The sequence below is a fragment of the Bradyrhizobium sp. AZCC 1721 genome, assembly GCF_036924715.1.
Classification (GTDB): Bacteria; Pseudomonadota; Alphaproteobacteria; order Rhizobiales; family Xanthobacteraceae; genus Bradyrhizobium.
This window is the reverse complement of sequence record NZ_JAZHSB010000001.1, coordinates 19,551-36,250: the sequence shown is the minus strand read 5'-3', so window position 1 is coordinate 36,250 and position 16,700 is coordinate 19,551. Positions and strand designations below refer to the sequence as shown.

Here is a 16,700-nt window from a genome sequence, read left to right as displayed (position 1 = left end):
ATTGATGACAGCCCGATTACCGGGTTGGCAGATCAGGCATTGCCGGCCGCGCGGAACTGCGCGCTGGCGCGTTGCAGGTTTTGCGGCATGCTCAGCAACAGCGCCTTGCGGTCGGCGACCGCGTTGTGGAATTGCTCGATCGAGATGTTGAAAGCGGTCAACGTGCCTTCCTCGATCGTGCCGTGTTCGTAGCACAGCAGCGTGTGGCGCAAGATGTCGTCCGCTTCCGCCTGCATCTGGTCGAGCTCGTCCATCGAATCGCACTGGCGAGCGGCGCTGAGCATGTCGAGAAGCCGGTCGCGCTGCGAGACGTTGACGTTGCGCTCGTCCTTCTTGAGGTAGCCCGCAAACCACGCGCCGGCGGAGCCCATCGCCGACATCGCCATCAACGTCCACCAGATGTAATCGCTGTAACGGTCGAGAAAGGTTTTTTCCTCGCCGTCGACAAAGGCGGCGGCGCCGGGATGCACGGGAATCGTGGCGTCCTTGTCGGTGTCGGGCGTCTCGATCTTTGCGGCGAGCGGAAATTCGTTCTTCAGGTTTTGCCGGATGGCGAATAGTTGGCGGGTAAAGGCGGCGATGGTCGCTTCCGAAATGCCTCTGCGCGCCACGATGTGATGCGCGAAACTGATGGTCTTGACCTCTGCCTCGGGCTTGTCCGGCGCGCCGCCAAAGGTCCCAGCGGGAATTTCGGAAGCCTCGTAGGCGGGGTGGTTCTGCGCAATCGCCTCCGCCGAATCGATCGCCAGGAATTTCGGCGTGCCGCCGTCGCGCGTCGAAGCCGCGATCGCGTCCGAAGTGATTTTGCTGTTGACCGGGCCGGCCGCGAGATAGGCATCCGCTTTCTGGCTGCGAATGGCTTCCGCGGCCTCGTTGGCCGGAAACTGAACGATCTCGACCTTGCCGGGATCGACGCCGTATTGCCGCAGGATCACCTTGAGCAAATTGACATTGGCCTGGGTGCGGCCGACCACGCCGATGCGACGGCCGGCGAGTTGCGTAATGTTCTTGATTTCGGGCGCGGCCTTCCTGCCCCTCGCAGCCTTGGCCTTGCCGGCCGACGGCACCCATAACACCGCGACGTTCTTGCGCAGCGTTGCCACGGCCTGCGCGTTCTTCGGCACATCGAGGTCGCCGCGGATGATGGCGAGATCAGCTTTGCCTTCGCCGAGCAGATTGGCGCTCGCGAGCGCGCCGTCGGTTTGCACCGGACGCAGCCGGACCTGGCTGTTTCGAGGATTATTGAAGGCCTGCGCCAGGTTCTGAACCACCTTGAGATCGTCGCTGTTGGCGGGGCCAACCGCGATCCGCAGCGTCACCGGCCGCATCGCAAAGTAATAGCCGGCCGCCAGCGCCCCGACGACGGCCAGTACGCCGGCCAGCGTCACGAATGTCAGCCGTCGTTTCGCAGAGCGGGGCGAGGGGGCGGCCGGCGTTTCCGCAGAATGGGGGCCGTCGGTCATCAATCCCCGTAGGTTTGAGGGTGGAATTTTCACGCAGCCGGCACGCTTCGCTTAACATTCTAGCAAATTTTCCCGCGGAACCTTTGTTACATCTCTGTTATGGTTACCGGCGTCCGGGACCGCCATTGGACGCGCCCTGCATGCCTATTTTGGGCATGGGGGATCCCCGAAGCGGCCTTGGGTGTTAGGCTTGGGTGTTAGGCCTGGGTGTTAGGTAACAGGCTGATTCAAGCGCGGAGGCGATCATGGCGGAACGGCTGTCGGCAGAAGCGCGAAAATCGGCGCTGGCGGAACTGACCGGCTGGTCGGAAACGGCCGGCCGCGAGGCGATTACCCGCACCTTCACTTTCAGGGACTTCAACGAGGCGTTCGGTTTCATGTCCCGCGCCGCCCTCGTGGCCGAAAAGACCGACCACCACCCGGAATGGAAGAACGTCTACAAGACGGTGGAAGTGGTGCTGGCGACCCATGACGCCGGCGGCGTCACCAGGCGCGATATCGATCTGGCCAAGGCCATGAACGCCATCGCCGGGCAATTGGGCGTCGCCTGAGGTCACCTCTCGCGATCTTGCGAGGTGGGGCGGACATCCCCAATTCTTCATTTGTACATGTTGGCCGCGGCGATCTGCCGCGCCGGATGCAAGGGGAGCGCCGCGATGGCATCGTCCGATCACTCCGCGGGTTTTGAGCCGGCCGATCGGCTGGCGCAGGACCGCGAGAGCGTGCGCCGGCGCTTCTGGATCAAGTTCAAGCGGGTGATGGCGCAGCTTCCGTTCGCCGAGGATCTGCTCGCGGCGTACTATTGTGCATTCGACAAAGAGACGCCGCGTCACGTACAGGCTGCGCTGATCGGCGCCGTCGCCTATTTCATCCTGCCGCTCGATTTCATGCCGGACGTGATGCCGCTGCTCGGATTCACCGACGATGCGGCTGTGCTTGCCACCGCCATCCGCTTGGTCGCAAGTCACATCACGCAGGAGCATCGCGATGCCGCCCGCGCTGCGCTGAAGCGCGGGATCGACGCTGATGAAGCGACGGAATAGCGGATGCCAAAAGCCCGCTCCGCTTGAATCGGAACGGGCTTTTGATTTTCTGGCCTTGATGAACCGGCAGCCGTCCCGGACCAAATCCGACGCCGGCTTCCGCCGGAAGACGCCTAGAGCCCGGTTCTGATTGTATCAGAACCGGGCTCTAGGTTTTTGTTTTGACGCGTTTTCTTAACGCGAACCGGTGTCCACTCCGCTGGAAAACGCTCTAGCGGGTCTGCGCCCTGGCGCCTCGCTCCGCTTCCCACGCCTGGAACTGCTTGAAGAGCGCTTCCTTGTCCGCGTCGGTCTTGACGCTGGCCGCCGTCGTCGGGCTCTGCTTCAGGAACTCATCGAACCTGGCGCGTGACACGGCCTCGACATTGTGAGTCTTGAGCCATTGCTCGGCAACCGGCAGACGCTGCCAATCAGGGAGCGGCGCCGACAGCGAGACCTCCTTCCACTTCGGGTGGAACGGCGGGTTCTGGAATGTCGGGAACTTCGTGAAGAACGCGTCCACGAACTGGGCCAGCTTGCGGTAGCGCTCGGTGTTGGGTGCCCAGTTGTAGGCTGCGAGCACCGCAGGCACCGCAATGGTATCGACCTTCGCGCCTTCGGCGATCAGGTTGGGATAGTCCTTCGAGGTCAGGGTGGCCGGCAAGTAGTCGCCCTGCAGTGGCCGCGAATAGTCGACCGGAACCAGATGGAAGCGGTCGTCCTTGAATGCCGCGACGGACTTGTACGGTTTGCCGCCGACGGCAATCACGGCGTCGATCTCGCCAGCCCGCATTCTCTCCATCGCGATGCGCTGCTCGAGATAGAGGAAATTCGGTTTGATGCCGAGCCGTTCGAACACGATCGCGGCGGTTACGAAGGTGCCGCCATTGGGAAGGTCGACGCTGACCTTCTTGCCGTTGAGCTGGCTGATGTTGGTCACCGACTTCGACGCGAGGACGTACATCTCCTCGTTGTAGAGCTTCGTCACATAGGTAAATTGCTTCTTGATGTCCTTCGCAAAGCCCTTCTTCTCGAGATAGTCGAGCGTGTCGGCGCGCACGATGCCGAGGTCGACGCCCTGCAGGAACAGGATGTCGGCCACACTCTGCACGGAGCCGCGCCCGACGATCGGAAGTACGCGCAACTTGTTTCCGTCGTCGAGCACGGAAGCGAGGTCGGCACCGAACTGCACATAGGTGCCGCCGATTGTTCCTGAGATCAGCGTAACTGTGTTGGCGTTCAGCGCCTGCTTGGTGGCGACCGAACCGAACTGGAAAATGGCCTTCAGGCTTTCGCTGACTTTGGCCGGATCGTATTCCGTCTCAGCGGCCTTGGCCGCCGTATTGCTGCATGCCACCGTGATGGCAAGCAATGCCATTCCCATTAAGTGCCGCATGGGTTCCTCTGCGCTGGTCTTGAGTAATTTTCTTGAGTAATTGCGTAGAGCGACATGACTTTTTTCGAATCGTCATCTCGCTCTATGTCTTTGATTTGAGCATGATTCTTTCGGAAAACCGGTTCCCACTTTTCCGGATCATGCTCTAGTTCTGCAACTGGCCGAGCCGCCGCTTCGCATCAGGCGACCCGAGCTGGGCGGCCTTCTGGTACCAGAGCCGCGCCGCTGCCGGATCGGGCGTGACGCTCCGCAAATCCTGGCTGCCCAGCACTTGCGGATCATACGTTCCGGCCAGCATCAATGCCGCCTCCGCCTCCTGCGCGTCCGCCGCGCGCTCAAGCAACAGACGGGCGGAAGTAATGTCGCCGATCGCGAGCAGGCCCTTCGCTCGCTTTAGCAACGCCGCAAGTTCGTCCGGATCGATGCGACGTGCCGGAGCCGCCTCGCGCGCGGGCTCATGTGCCGCCGGTGCGGCCGCAGCAACCGGGGCCGCCGGATTGATCGCAGCGACGACGTCGTTGGCTGCTTCGCGCGCCACCGGCTCCGGCACCGCGACCTTGCCCTTGAGTGCGCTCTGATAGGCGGCGGCAATTTCGTCGCGCGTGGGCGATGCGGATGCCAGCGCGGTGGGCGGCGAGCGGCGAGCGGCTGCCATCTCCGCACCGGATGGCTCGGCGGCCAGTGGCGGCGCCGCAACGCGCTGCGGCGGTGCGGGCTCCGGCACCGCTGCGGCGAGTTGGGCGGCTGGCGGCGCGCTGCCGCCACCACCGCCGAGCGAGGCGTTGAAGATGACGGCCCGGGTCGAATCGATCGAAAACAGCGCGAGAACGGCCGCTATCGCCGACACGATCACGACGCCGGTTACGATGCGCCCGGCGCGCGCCTTCTTCAGGCCGCCGCTGCCGAACCTTCCGCTGCCGAACGTATATTCGGAAAGCTGCTGATGTGACTCTTCCTCGTAGTTGGAGAGGAAAAGCGGCACCGGCTCGTGTGGCGGGAGCTCCTCCGGCAACACATCTGTCCGCTCAAACGATGGCGCAAAAGACTGAGCGTACTGCGGCTGCTCGTATTGAGGCTGCTCATATCGGGGCTGTTCGTACTGAGGCTGTTCGTATCGGGGTTGCTCGTATCGAAGCTGCTCGTACCGAGGCTGATCGGCCTCGTACAACCGAGGATCGCTGATGGCTTCGTCGAATCTGTCGAACGGATCTCTCGCCTGGATCGGCTTGGCGTTCTCCGCCATGATGATGCTCCCCACTACTGAACGCAACGACGGGCGTTCCCCTGCACCTACTTCTTGCTTTTGTTGACGTACAGGAGCCCCTTGACTGATGGTTAAAATCGCACACGGATTGGGCTCAAAAAACGGCGGCGGCGGGTGTGAATGAGGAGATATTTTGGTATGATTGAGGCAAACAAGCGACATCCTGCCGTTTGAAAACACGCATTGTTACCGAGAAACTATATCGGTGAGATGAAATTCATGCCGCAGACGCGAAAAAATGTGCGTCGCTAGTCCTTGCATCGCACGGACCGCTCTCCCTCTTCTTCCTCTCTTCTTCCGAGTGGGCGACTAAGTTCGACAGATGATCCCGCACCTCAGGGATGCAGGATCACCTTGCCCATAGCTTTGCGGCCGGCAAGCACCTTCAGCGCTTCGGCGGTTTGTGCCAGCGGAAAGGTGCGGTCGACATGCGAGGAAATCTTGCCTTCCGCCGTCCACTTCACGAGCTTTTCCAGGTTGGCGCGGTTCTTCTCGGGATTGACCCTGGTCCACGCGCCCCAGAACACGCCGCGGATATCGCAGCCCTTGAGCAGCGCGAGGTTGAGCGGCATCTTCGGAATGTCGCCCGCCGCGAAGCCGATCACCAGGAAGCGGCCTTCCCAGGCGATCGAGCGCAGGGCGGCTTCGGCGTAAGGGCCGCCGACCGGATCGAAGATGATGTCGACGCCCTTGCCCCCGGTGAGCCGACGCAAGCCCTCTTTCAAATCTTCCTTGCTGTAGTTCAGCGTCAGCTCGGCGCCGTGCGCCTTGGCAAATTCCAGCTTCTCGTCCGACGACGCGCAGGCGATCACCTTCAGGCCCATCAGCTTGCCGAGCTCGCAGGCCGCAAGGCCGGTGCCGCCGGCAGCGCCCAGCACGGCAAGCGTCTCGCCGGGCTTCGGGCTGGCACGATCTTCCAGGGCGTGCAGTGCCGTGCCGTAGATGATGATGATCCCGGCGGCGCGGTCAAAATCCAGATTGTCGGGGATCTTCACGATCGAGCTTGCCGGCAGCGCGATCTTTTCGCGCGCGCCGTTGTGGCCGCAGGACGCCACCACGCGGTCACCGACCTTCAGGTCGGTCACGCCGGCGCCGACGCTTTCGATCACGCCGGCAACTTCGGCGGCCGGCGAAAACGGGAACGGCGGCTTGATCTGGTACTTGCCCTGGATCATCAGGATGTCGAAGAAATTCAGCGCCGCGGCCTTGATCGCGATCACGGCCTGTCCCGGTTCGGCCACCGGATCGGGCACGTCGGCCAGCACGAGATCGTCCGGTTGGCAATATTGCGAGCAGAGAATGGCTTTCATGGACACACCTGATTTTCGGACCAACGATGAGCTGACTGCTTCATGCCGGATTTGAAGCCAGGCTACAATCCGATTCGGACGCATGACTCGCGCGGGTGAAGGGATTCAAACGATGTTTGAAAACAACCTGTTGGCCGGAAAACCGATACTGGTCACCGGTGGCGGCTCGGGGCTTGGAGCGGCGATGGGACGCCGCTTCGTCGAGCTTGGCGCAGAGCTCGTCATCTGCGGCCGACGGCTCGAATTGCTGGAGGCGACTGCCGCGCAGATGCGTGGTGAACTCGGCGGCAAGGTTACTGCAGTCCGATGCGATATCCGCGACGGCGCGGCCGTCGATGTAATGATGGACCAGATCTGGCGGGAGGCGCCGCTCGACGTGCTGGTCAACAATGCTGCCGCGACCTTCATCGCACAGACCGAACATCTTTCGTTCCGCGCGGCGGATGCGATCCTGGCGCCGACGCTGCACGGCACGATGTACTGCACCCTCGCCGCGGGCAGGCGCTGGATCGACAGCAAGCACGAGGGCGTGGTGCTGAGCATACTGTCGACCTCGACGATTACCGGCCGCGCTTTCACGGTACCCTCGGCGATGGCGAAATCCGCCGTGCTGGCGATGACCAAAAGCCTTGCGGTGGAATGGGGACCGAAGGGTGTGCGCACGGTTGCGATCGCGCCCGGCGCGTTTCCGACGCCCGGCGCGTCGGGTCAGCGCCGTCCTGAAGGTCGCGATGAAAGCTGGGCGCAACGCAATCCGCTTGGCCGCGCCGGCGAGCATGGCGAACTTGCGAATCTCGCGAGCTTTCTGATTTCCGACCAGGCCGGTTACATCAATGGCGAGATGGTGGTGCAGGATGGCGGCGCGCATTTGCGCAGTTCCGGCGCCGAGGATCTGCTGCAATGGACCGATGCGCAGTGGCAGAAGCAGCGCGAGCGCCGTTCCAGGGATTGAAGTCGAGACCCGCGCTCTGAATTCGAAGGTATCAGGGACGAAGCGTCGCCACGGCGGTGAGTAACACCGTAACTGCCTTCCCAAAAAAGCATTTCCCGGCTATCCATCCCCGGCGGCGCGATGCGCCCGCGGGCCATCTTCCAGTCACAATAATGAGGGAACCAGTTGTCCGTGTTGCGAATACTGGCATTTCTGGTTGCGATTGCGGCGTTGTGCGGGACGACAGCCCTCGCGCAAACACCGAGCCCTGCTGCGAAGGGCGCCAAGGACTCAGGCAAGGCGGCACCTGCACCTGCACCAGCGGCAAAGAAGCCGGAACCGGCAGCGGCTGCTGCCGCGGGCGGCGCGGAACCTACCTTGATCGGTCAGTACGGGACCTGGGGCGCCTACACCGCGGCGCCGAATGGCAAGAAGGTTTGCTTCGCGTTGGCGAAGCCGTCGTCGTCGAAGACCAACCCGCCGAACCGCCCGCGCGATCCCGCCTACGCTTTCGTCTCGACGCGTCCGGCTGAAAAAGTCGTCAACGAAGTTTCGATCATGATCGGCTACGCGCTGAAGCCGGGCTCGGAATCCTCGCTCGAGGTCGGCGGCGCGTCCTATGCGATGTATACCCAGGGCGATGGGCTCTGGATCAAGAACGCCGCGGAGGAAGAGCAAATGGTCGCGGCCATGCGCAAGTCTGCCGAGGTCACCATCAAGGGCGTCTCTGCCAAGGGGACCGAGACCACGGACGTCTTCTCGCTCAAGGGGCTGTCCCAGGCGCTCGACCGGCTGGCGCAGGATTGCAAGCGCTAGACGGCATTTAAGCCCAGAATGGCGTTGTTTAGGGGCCCTGGAAGGCCTATTTGAACGTGTCTCCCCTCATGGTGAGGAGGCGCTTGCGCCGTCTCGAACCAAGAGGTCCGGCTCTCATCCTTCGAGACGAGGCGAAGACGCGCTCCTCAGGATGAGGGAGAAACCTCTCCAGAACAGAAATACGATGACCGCAGTTTCGACAGAGACGAAATCCACGCCGATAGCTCCCGTGGCGCCGCTGGAGAAGGTTCCACTCGAAACCTATGTGCCGCCGGCAAAGCCCTCGCTGATCGGGCTGTCGCGCGCCGAGATCGCCGACCGGCTCGGCGAGATCGGCGTTGCGCCTGCGCAGCGCAAGATGCGCACGCAACAGCTCTGGCACTGGATGTACTTTCGCGGCGCCAAATCCTTTGCGGAGATGACCAGCGTCTCCAAGGACATGCGCGCGCAGCTCGAGCAGCATTTTACCGTCGATCGTCCCGAAGTGGTGGCCGAGCAGATTTCCAACGACGGCACCCGCAAATGGCTGTTGCGCCTGCCAAGCGGCGACGCGTTCCAGAAGGCGCATGAAGTCGAGTGCGTCTACATCCCCGAAACCGATCGCGGCACGCTCTGCGTTTCCTCGCAGGTCGGCTGTACGCTGAATTGCTCGTTCTGCCATACCGGCACGCAACGGCTGGTGCGCAACCTCACCGCGGGCGAAATCGTCGGCCAGATCATGGTGGCGCGCGACCGCCTCAACGACTGGGCCGATCGCGAGACGCCGACCGGCAGTCGCCTCGTCACCAATATCGTCATGATGGGCATGGGCGAGCCGCTCTATAATTTCGACGCGGTGCGCGATGCGCTGCTGATCACAGCCGACAATGAAGGCATCGGCATTTCCCGCCGGCGCATTACGCTGTCGACCTCAGGCGTGGTGCCCAACATCATCCGCACCGGCGAGGAGATCGGCGTCATGCTCGCGATCTCGCTGCATGCCGTGCGCGACGAATTGCGCAACGAGCTGGTGCCGCTGAACCGAAAATATCCGATTGCCGAACTGCTGCAGGCCTGCCGCGACTACCCGGGCTCGTCGAATGCGCGGCGCATCACCTTCGAATATGTGATGCTCAAGGGCGTCAACGATTCGCTCGACGACGCCAAGCTGCTGGTCAAGCTGCTCAAGGGCATTCCGGCCAAGATCAACCTGATCCCGTTCAACCCGTGGCCGGGCTCGCGCTACGAGTGCTCGGACTGGGAGCAGATCGAAAAATTCTCCGAATACATCTTCAACGCCGGCTATTCCTCGCCGGTCCGCACGCCGCGCGGCCGCGATATCCTCGCCGCCTGCGGTCAGTTGAAGTCGGAGACCGAAAAACTGTCCGCGCGCGAGCGCCAGGCGCTCCGCGCCATGGCGATGACGGATTGAGCGATCCTCGCAATGACGGTGCATGAACCATGGCACTAGTCGGCCGCTTCTTCGTCATCCTGTTCGCCTTCCTCGCCGCCTGCTTCGTGGCGGGAATGATCGTGGTCGGCGCGGTGCTGTATCCCGAATTCAGCGATCTCGGCGGCGGACCGATCGACCAGGGCGCGCTGAATGTCGTGCTCGGCTTCGGCTTCATCTTCCTGTCCGGCTTTGCGCTGCTGCCTGCGCTGGTGGTCGTGCTCATCACCGAAGCGTTCTACATCCGCAGCGTGCTCGCTTACGCGGTCGGCGGCGGGATTGTTGGCGCGGCCTGCTATCTCGGCCTCGTTCCCTTCGACCCCGAGACGTTGACTTTTGATGGTATCGTGCGCCGTCATCTCGAAATCATGACCGGTGCAGGCATCGTCGCCGGCCTCGTCTACTGGTTGATCGCAGGCCGCACCGCCGGCGCCTGGCGCGAACCGCCGCCCCCGATAAAGCCGCCGCCGCCGCTGCCATCGCAGTCACGGCCGCTGTCATGATGCAGAGTACGGCCGTCATTGCCAGCGACAAACGCGAAGCGTTTGCGCAAGGGAGCGACAGCGACGACCCTTCTCCGCTTGCTGCGCAAGCTTCGCAGGGCCGGGAGTCCGCCGAAGCGCTTTGCGCGAAGGCGGAAGCAATCCATTCTGTCCGCGAATGAGAAAATGGATTGCTTCGCGGAGCCTGTCATCCGGCGGCGCCTCGCGCCGACCGGGTGGCTCGCAATGACGGGCCTTTTCATCCCCAATCGCCTCGGCTAAACCCCGCGCCATGAACCGGACCGGACTTGTCATCGCATTGGGCCTGTCGCTCGTTTTCGGACTGCTGTTTGGAATCTTTCCCGAACTCGACCTGAAGCTGGCGGCATTGTTCTACGATCCCGCGAGCACCTCGTTTCCATCGAAACAGAACGGGCTTTACGCTTTCGCGCGCGATGCCGCGATGTGGATCGCCTGGGCGCTGGCGCTGCCTGCCCTGATCGCCATTGTCGCGAAGCTGCTGCGGCCGGATCGGCCGATGCTGGTTCCGGGACGCGCGGCAGTGTTCCTCCTGGTCACCATCCTGCTCTCCGCGGTCGTGCTGACCAATCTGACCTTCAAGAGCCATTGGGGACGGCCAAGGCCGGTGGTGGTGACGGAGTTCAACGGTCCCTGGGAATTCGTGCCGTGGTGGGATCCGCGCGGGGCCTGCGGGCGTAATTGCTCGTTCTTCTCGGGCGAGGGCGCCACCGCATTCTGGACCTACGCGCCCGCGGCGCTGACGCCGCCGCCGTGGCGGCCGTTGGCCTATACGGCGGCGACCCTGTTCGGTATCGCGACCAGCGTGCTACGGATGGCGTTCGGCGGACATTTCTTCACCGATGTCGCAGCCGCCGGTCTCGTCAGCTTTTTCGTGATCTGGCTGGCCTATGCCTGGATCTACCGCTGGCCGTCGACCAGGCTCACCGATGCGCAAATCGAAGCCGCGCTGGCGCGCTGGGGCTGGCCCGGCTACCGCCTGTGGCAGCGCTGGCGCGGGCGCGAGGCAGGATAGTCCGTCCTCAGCAGCCAGGCGCCATTAAACGCGTGCCCATTGCGGCGAAATTTGTTATTCGCCGCCTCAAGCCGCCAGAGTTTCGGTTCTGATTGAATCAGAACCGAAACTCTAAATTATTGTTTTGACGCGTTTTCTTCACGCGAACCGGTATCCACTTCGCTCGAAAACGCTATAACGACATGCGCCATTTCGACCGATTGGAAGCTCGATGAGTACGATCCTGAAAAGCCTGCCCAAGGGGGAAAAAGTCGGCATCGCTTTCTCGGGCGGTCTCGACACCAGCGCGGCGCTGCTCTGGATGAAGCAAAAGGGCGCGCGCGTTTTTGCCTATACCGCGAATCTCGGCCAGCCTGACGAGGCCGACTACGACGAGATTCCGCGTAAAGCGCTGGAGTTCGGCGGCGAAAAAGCCCGGCTGGTGGATTGCCGCACGCAACTGGTCCACGAAGGTATTGCCGCCATCCAATCGGGCGCCTTCCACGTCTCTACCGGCGGCATCGCATACTTCAACACCACGCCGCTCGGGCGCGCGGTGACCGGCACGATGCTGGTCTCGGCGATGAAGGAGGACGGCGTCAACATCTGGGGCGACGGCTCCACCTTCAAGGGCAACGATATCGAGCGGTTCTACCGCTACGGCCTGCTGACCAATCCGAACTTGCGGATCTACAAGCCCTGGCTCGACCAGCAGTTCATCGACGAATTGGGCGGGCGCGCGGAAATGTCGGCATTCATGACCGCCAACGGATTCGCCTACAAGATGAGCGCCGAAAAGGCGTACTCGACCGACAGCAATATCCTCGGCGCCACCCACGAGGCCAAGGATCTCGAACGTCTCGACAGCGGCATCAAGATCGTCAATCCGATCATGGGCGTGCCGTTCTGGCGCGACGACTGCGCCGTCAAGCCCGAACAGGTCACCGTGCGTTTTGAGGAGGGCCAGCCCGTCGCGCTGAACGGCCAGACATTCACCGATCCGGTCGCCTTGTTCCTCGAGGCCAACGCCATCGGCGGCCGGCATGGCCTTGGCATGAGCGACCAGATCGAGAACCGGATCATCGAGGCCAAGAGCCGCGGCATCTACGAAGCGCCCGGCATGGCGCTGCTGCACATCGCCTACGAACGCCTGGTCACCGGCATTCACAACGAAGACACCATCGAGCAGTACCGGATCAGCGGCATGCGCCTTGGCCGACTGCTGTACCAGGGGCGGTGGTTCGATTCCCAGGCCCTCATGCTGCGCGAAACCGCCCAGCGTTGGGTGGCGCGCGCGGTCACCGGCGAGGTCACGCTCGAACTGCGCCGTGGCAACGACTACTCGATCCTGAACACCGAGAGCCCGAACCTGACCTATCAGCCGGAGCGGCTGAGCATGGAGAAGGTCGAGGACGCCGCGTTCTCGCCGGCGGACCGCATCGGCCAGCTCACCATGCGCAACCTCGACATCGCCGATACCCGCGCCAAGCTGAAGCTTTATTCGGACACGGGCTTGCTGTCCGGCAGCGAAGGCTCGGAGATATTCAAGCTCGAGAGCGATAAAGGCTGAGAAATTCTCGTGTCCCGGACGCGACGCAGCGCGTTAGCGGTGCGGCGCAAAGCCGGGACCCAAGACCACACAACCGATACGCACTTTTTGGGCCCCGGCTCAGCAGCGCAGCACTGCGTGCTGCGCTGCGTCCGGGGCACGAGAGCCACGCGGGTTGGTCGCCGTTATGGATACGTCATCCGGGACAGATAGATTTTACCCGCCTGAATTCTCGCGGGAACAGCCGCGCACGCTGCCCGTTCCGCGTGTCCGACCGGAGCCTCGATCATGATCAAGCCTGTCACCATCGCCCTCGGCCTCCTGCTTTCGGCATCGGCGGCCGATGCCCAGACGATTTATCCCATCGACCGCGCCGAAATCCTTTCCGGTGCGCAGTTCGACTTCAAGGTCGAATTTCCCGACAAGGTCGATCCGGCCAAGCTGAAGGTGACGGTCAACGGTCAGGACTATGCCGTTGCCTTCGGCCGCGCCGGAACGTTCGTCGAGCGTGAGGACGGCAAGGACCAGTCGGCGCTGATGCTCCGCGACGTCGCGGTGACCGCGCCCGGCCCTGTCGTTGTTGAAGCCGGAGACGGCACGCGCAGCCGCAAGGTGACATGGACCGTTTACGACACCGGCCCGCGCAGGGCGAAGAACGTCATCCTGTTCATCGGCGACGGCATGTCGCTATCCCATCGCGTCGGGGCGCGGTTGCTTTCCAAGGGCATCGCTGAAGGGAAAAGCCTCGGCAAGCTTGCGATGGACGACATGCCGCATATGGCGCTGGTGGCGACCGCGGGTTCCGATTCGATCATCACCGACTCCGCAAATTCGGCTAGTGCTTACGCAACCGGCCACAAGAGCGCCGTCAATGCAATGGGCGTCTATGCCGACCGCACCAGGGACCCGCTCGACGATCCCAAGGTCGAGACTATCGCAAGCCTCGCCAAGCGCCGGCTCAATTTGAGCATCGGCATCGTCAGCAACACCGAAATCGAGGATGCAACGCCGGCGGCGATGGTGGCCCATACCCGTCGCCGTGCCGAGTATGATCCTATTGTCGAGCAGTTTTTCGCGGCCAAGCCCGACGTGCTCTTGGGCGGCGGTAGCGCCAATTTCCTGCCAAAGGCTGCGTCCGGAAAGCGCAAGGACGATGTCGATTACATCGCGCGCTTCCGCGAGGCCGGCTATCCCGTGGCGACCACCGCAAGCGAGCTCAACGCGCTCTCGGCAGAGCCCGAGACGCGCCGGCTGCTCGGCCTGTTTGCCTCCGGAAACATGGACGGCGCGCTCGACCGCAAATTCCTCAAGGGTGGCGGCGTGAAGAAGTTTCCCGAGCAGCCGGACCTGACCGAGCAGGTTCAGGCCGCCTTGAACGTGCTGTCGAGAAACGAAGCCGGCTTCTTTCTGATGGTGGAATCCGGAATGATCGACAAATACGCCCATCTGCTCGACATGGAGCGCGCGGTCTATGACACCATCATGCTCGACAACGCCGTGCGCCTTGCCCGTGACTGGGCCAACAAGCGCGGGGACGACACCCTGATCCTGGTCGTGGCGGACCACAGCCATCCCAACAGCCTGGTCGGCACCATCAATGACGATATGAGCACGACGCCGAACGTGCCGTTCCGCGAGCGCGTCGGCGTCTATGACAAGGCCGGCTTCCCCAACTATCCGGCGCCTGATGCGGACGGCTATCCGTCGCGCGTCGACGTCAGCCGGCGGCTTGCCATCTTCTCGGCCAGCCTTCCCGACCACTACGAGACCTTCCGTCCCAAGCTCGACGATCCGAACCAGCCGACCGTGAAGGGCGACGATCCCGCAACCTTCAAGGCCAATGAAAAATACAAGGACGTTCCCGGCGCGGTGCTGCGGCCGGGCAACCTGCCGGCGATGGTCGGCGCGAGCGTGCATTCCGGCGAGGACGTCATCCTGACCGCGGCTGGGCCTGGCAGCCAACGGGTGCGGGGCTCGATGGACAATACCGAAGTCTTTCGCGTGATGGCGGACGCGCTCGGCCTTGCCGCGGCGGGACGGTAGTCCCTGTCGTCCCGGCGAAAGTCGGGACCCATACTCCGCGGCGGATATTGTTGAACCACTGGTCGATGGCTTTCTCTCAACAACCGCCATTTGTGGTTATGGGCCCCGGCGTTCGCCGGGGCGACGGCCTAGTTTGGTGCAAACATCAGTTTGACGCAGCTTCGAAAGATCATGATCTGCCGTTCGAGACGGCCGGGATCGTTCAGCGTCTTGGACATGATGATGGCGCCGTCGACGATGCAGGACAGCATGTCGGCGACATCGTCGAGGTCGACCGGCTCTCTCGGAGGATAGACCTCCGCGATGCCGTCGAGGATCGTGCGGAAGCGCGCATTCCAGTCCCGCACGGACTGCGCGGTGAGATCGCGTATCTCACGGTCGAACAGCCGTTCCTGATAGCAGATGCTGGCGATCAGGCAGCCGGGATGTCCGTTCGGCAGATCGGCCATCGTTTCCGCAAGCAGCTTCAGTGAAATCAGGAACGCCTGCAGCGGATCGTCCGATAGCTGTTGGCCGCGCCCGAAGATTTCGTCGAACAGGCGATCATTGGTTGCGACATATCGCCGGACCATTTCGCGGGCGAGCGCGTTCTTGTCCTTGAAGTGGTAGAAGAAGCCGCTCTTGGTGAGGCCGGCCTCGGCGATCACTTCCTCGATCGAGGTCGCGCCGAATCCCTTGGCGAGCACGGCCGCCTCCGCGATCTCGAGAATGCGCTCGCGGGTGGCTTCGCCCTTGCCCTTCGGGATCTCCAAAACTGCACTCATGGTACGGTTTCTCCACGGCCGAAAGCCGCAGGAGCTTCGCGCCCTGCCGGCAACCATTTGATTTCGTATCATTTTGCAGCTCAAGGTTCATCCGCACCACGAGCCGCCTAGCCGGCCGCGACACTATGAGGCACCAACATCGCCGGACCTGGCCGATGCGCGAGAGACGTATCGAGGTCCTCTAATTCGCGGAGATGTTGAAATGGCCAAATACCGACACGCCCTGCCGCAGCGCCGCGGTGGCGTTTTCCTCACCGATGGCGGCATGGAAACCACGCTGATCTTCCACGAAGGCGTGGAGCTGCCGCATTTCGCTGCCTTTGTGCTGCTGGATAGCGCCGAAGGGCGGGAAAAGCTGAAGCAGTATTATGCCGCCTATCTCGCGGTCGCGCGCGAGCATGGGGTTGGCTTCGTGCTCGACAGCCCGACATGGCGCGCCAATCCGGATTGGGGCACCAAGCTCGGCTATGATGCATCCGCGCTCGCTGGGATCAATGTCCGTTCGATTGCATTCCTCGAGGAGCTGCGCAGTGGCTGGGAGCGGCCAGGCGCACCCTGCGTCATCAGCGGCGCCATCGGCCCGCGCGGCGACGGCTACAAGGCAGGCAACATGCAGGCTGACGAAGCCGAGGCCTATCATCGGGCGCAGATTGCGGCCTTCGTCGAAGGCGGCGCCGACATGGTCACCGCCTATACCCTTACCAGCATCAATGAAGCGATCGGCATCGCGCGCGCCGCGCGGTCGCAAGGGATACCGGCGGCCATCTCGTTCACTGTGGAGACCAATGGCCGCCTGGTGAAAGGAGAAGCGTTGCGTGAGGCGATCGAGACCGTGGATCGCGAGACCGATGGTGCGCCCGAATACTTCCTGATCAACTGTGCGCACCCCACGCATTTCGAAGACGCGTTGAAGGCGGGCGAAGCCTGGACCGAACGTATCCATGGCATCAGGGCCAACGCCTCGACAAAGAGCCATGTCGAACTCGACGAATCCGAAACGCTCGATGCGGGCGACCCGGCCGATCTCGGGCGGCGTTATGTTGCGCTCAGGAACGCGTTTCCGACGATGCGCATTCTTGGCGGCTGCTGCGGCACCGATCACCGGCACGCCGCCGCCATTTGCGAGGCGTGCGTGCCACCGCGGGCCCTCAGCGCGTGATCCAAAAAAATGGCCGGGATTGTTCCCGGCCATTTTCAT

General features: G+C 62.9%; 15 protein-coding genes. 10 read left to right on the top strand and 5 right to left on the bottom strand.

Translation table 11 applies throughout. From position 1 onward, the window contains the following. Positions 1-32: 32 nt before the first annotated feature. Complete coding sequence (locus V1273_RS00160; RefSeq protein WP_334408335.1) at positions 33-1,463, bottom strand: TAXI family TRAP transporter solute-binding subunit; 1,431 nt, start codon at positions 1,461-1,463, stop codon at positions 33-35. A 242-nt stretch (positions 1,464-1,705) separates the two neighbouring features. Between V1273_RS00160 and V1273_RS00155 the strand changes: the two genes are divergently transcribed. Beyond that, positions 1,706-2,014: a 4a-hydroxytetrahydrobiopterin dehydratase gene (locus tag V1273_RS00155; protein ID WP_334369081.1), complete on the top strand. Its 309-nt coding sequence runs from the start codon at positions 1,706-1,708 to the stop codon at positions 2,012-2,014. Between the two features lie 105 nt (positions 2,015-2,119). Then, positions 2,120-2,506, top strand: a complete 387-nt coding sequence (locus V1273_RS00150) for a YkvA family protein (RefSeq protein WP_334365666.1) — start codon at positions 2,120-2,122, stop codon at positions 2,504-2,506. Between the two features lie 211 nt (positions 2,507-2,717). On the opposite strand, the gene V1273_RS00145 is transcribed toward V1273_RS00150, so the two are convergent. From V1273_RS00145 to V1273_RS00135, 3 genes are all read right to left on the bottom strand, one after another. Continuing rightward, entirely contained in the window at positions 2,718-3,881 is a 1,164-nt protein-coding gene (locus V1273_RS00145; protein ID WP_334365665.1) for a TAXI family TRAP transporter solute-binding subunit, read from the bottom strand. Between the two features lie 145 nt (positions 3,882-4,026). Then, complete coding sequence (locus V1273_RS00140) at positions 4,027-5,325, bottom strand: hypothetical protein (RefSeq protein WP_334408334.1); 1,299 nt, start codon at positions 5,323-5,325, stop codon at positions 4,027-4,029. Between the two features lie 155 nt (positions 5,326-5,480). Next, on the bottom strand, positions 5,481-6,455 hold the full coding sequence (locus V1273_RS00135; RefSeq protein WP_334379741.1) for an NADPH:quinone oxidoreductase family protein: 975 nt from the start codon (positions 6,453-6,455) through the stop codon (positions 5,481-5,483). Positions 6,456-6,567: 112 nt separating this feature from the next. On the opposite strand from V1273_RS00135, the gene V1273_RS00130 reads away from it, so the two are divergent. The 7 genes from V1273_RS00130 to V1273_RS00100 all read left to right on the top strand — a co-directional run bounded on the left by V1273_RS00130 (position 6,568) and on the right by V1273_RS00100 (position 14,738). Next, a complete protein-coding gene (locus V1273_RS00130) occupies positions 6,568-7,407 on the top strand; it encodes an SDR family oxidoreductase (RefSeq protein ID WP_334408333.1) in 840 nt (279 codons plus the stop codon). Between the two features lie 165 nt (positions 7,408-7,572). Then, the gene (locus V1273_RS00125; RefSeq protein ID WP_334408332.1) at positions 7,573-8,202 is read left to right on the top strand and encodes an invasion associated locus B family protein; all 630 of its coding nucleotides are present in this window, start codon (positions 7,573-7,575) and stop codon (positions 8,200-8,202) included. A gap of 184 nt (positions 8,203-8,386) precedes the next feature. Beyond that, a complete protein-coding gene (gene rlmN, locus V1273_RS00120; RefSeq protein WP_334408331.1) occupies positions 8,387-9,613 on the top strand; it encodes a 23S rRNA (adenine(2503)-C(2))-methyltransferase RlmN in 1,227 nt (408 codons plus the stop codon). A gap of 29 nt (positions 9,614-9,642) precedes the next feature. Continuing rightward, the gene (locus V1273_RS00115) at positions 9,643-10,134 is read left to right on the top strand and encodes a hypothetical protein (RefSeq protein WP_334379744.1); all 492 of its coding nucleotides are present in this window, start codon (positions 9,643-9,645) and stop codon (positions 10,132-10,134) included. 271 nt (positions 10,135-10,405) lie between these two features. Next, a complete protein-coding gene (locus V1273_RS00110; protein WP_334365659.1) occupies positions 10,406-11,167 on the top strand; it encodes a phosphatase PAP2 family protein in 762 nt (253 codons plus the stop codon). A 211-nt stretch (positions 11,168-11,378) separates the two neighbouring features. Then, positions 11,379-12,716 (top strand): argininosuccinate synthase, encoded by a 1,338-nt coding sequence (gene argG / locus V1273_RS00105; RefSeq protein ID WP_334379746.1) that lies wholly within the window; start codon positions 11,379-11,381, stop codon positions 12,714-12,716. Positions 12,717-12,983: 267 nt separating this feature from the next. Further along, positions 12,984-14,738: an alkaline phosphatase gene (locus V1273_RS00100; RefSeq protein WP_334408329.1), complete on the top strand. Its 1,755-nt coding sequence runs from the start codon at positions 12,984-12,986 to the stop codon at positions 14,736-14,738. A gap of 128 nt (positions 14,739-14,866) precedes the next feature. Here V1273_RS00100 and V1273_RS00095 read toward each other — a convergent pair whose 3' ends face one another. Continuing rightward, a complete protein-coding gene (locus tag V1273_RS00095; protein WP_334408328.1) occupies positions 14,867-15,502 on the bottom strand; it encodes a TetR/AcrR family transcriptional regulator in 636 nt (211 codons plus the stop codon). A gap of 202 nt (positions 15,503-15,704) precedes the next feature. On the opposite strand from V1273_RS00095, the gene V1273_RS00090 reads away from it, so the two are divergent. Beyond that, positions 15,705-16,661: a homocysteine S-methyltransferase family protein gene (locus tag V1273_RS00090; protein WP_334408327.1), complete on the top strand. Its 957-nt coding sequence runs from the start codon at positions 15,705-15,707 to the stop codon at positions 16,659-16,661. The last annotated feature ends 39 nt before the right edge of the window (positions 16,662-16,700 follow it).

Excerpts from the sequence above, each read along its gene's own strand:
- V1273_RS00160 (WP_334408335.1), bottom strand. The coding sequence starts at position 1,463 with ATGACCGACGGCCCCCATTCTGCGGAAACGCCGGCCGCCCCCTCGCCC.
- V1273_RS00150 (WP_334365666.1), top strand. The coding sequence starts at position 2,120 with ATGGCATCGTCCGATCACTCCGCGGGTTTTGAGCCGGCCGATCGGCTG.
- V1273_RS00145 (WP_334365665.1), bottom strand. The coding sequence starts at position 3,881 with ATGCGGCACTTAATGGGAATGGCATTGCTTGCCATCACGGTGGCATGC.
- V1273_RS00135 (WP_334379741.1), bottom strand. The coding sequence starts at position 6,455 with ATGAAAGCCATTCTCTGCTCGCAATATTGCCAACCGGACGATCTCGTG.
- V1273_RS00130 (WP_334408333.1), top strand. The coding sequence starts at position 6,568 with ATGTTTGAAAACAACCTGTTGGCCGGAAAACCGATACTGGTCACCGGT.
- rlmN (WP_334408331.1), top strand. The coding sequence starts at position 8,387 with ATGACCGCAGTTTCGACAGAGACGAAATCCACGCCGATAGCTCCCGTG.
- V1273_RS00115 (WP_334379744.1), top strand. The coding sequence starts at position 9,643 with ATGGCACTAGTCGGCCGCTTCTTCGTCATCCTGTTCGCCTTCCTCGCC.
- V1273_RS00110 (WP_334365659.1), top strand. The coding sequence starts at position 10,406 with ATGAACCGGACCGGACTTGTCATCGCATTGGGCCTGTCGCTCGTTTTC.
- argG (WP_334379746.1), top strand. The coding sequence starts at position 11,379 with ATGAGTACGATCCTGAAAAGCCTGCCCAAGGGGGAAAAAGTCGGCATC.
- V1273_RS00100 (WP_334408329.1), top strand. The coding sequence starts at position 12,984 with ATGATCAAGCCTGTCACCATCGCCCTCGGCCTCCTGCTTTCGGCATCG.
- V1273_RS00095 (WP_334408328.1), bottom strand. The coding sequence starts at position 15,502 with ATGAGTGCAGTTTTGGAGATCCCGAAGGGCAAGGGCGAAGCCACCCGC.
- V1273_RS00090 (WP_334408327.1), top strand. The coding sequence starts at position 15,705 with ATGGCCAAATACCGACACGCCCTGCCGCAGCGCCGCGGTGGCGTTTTC.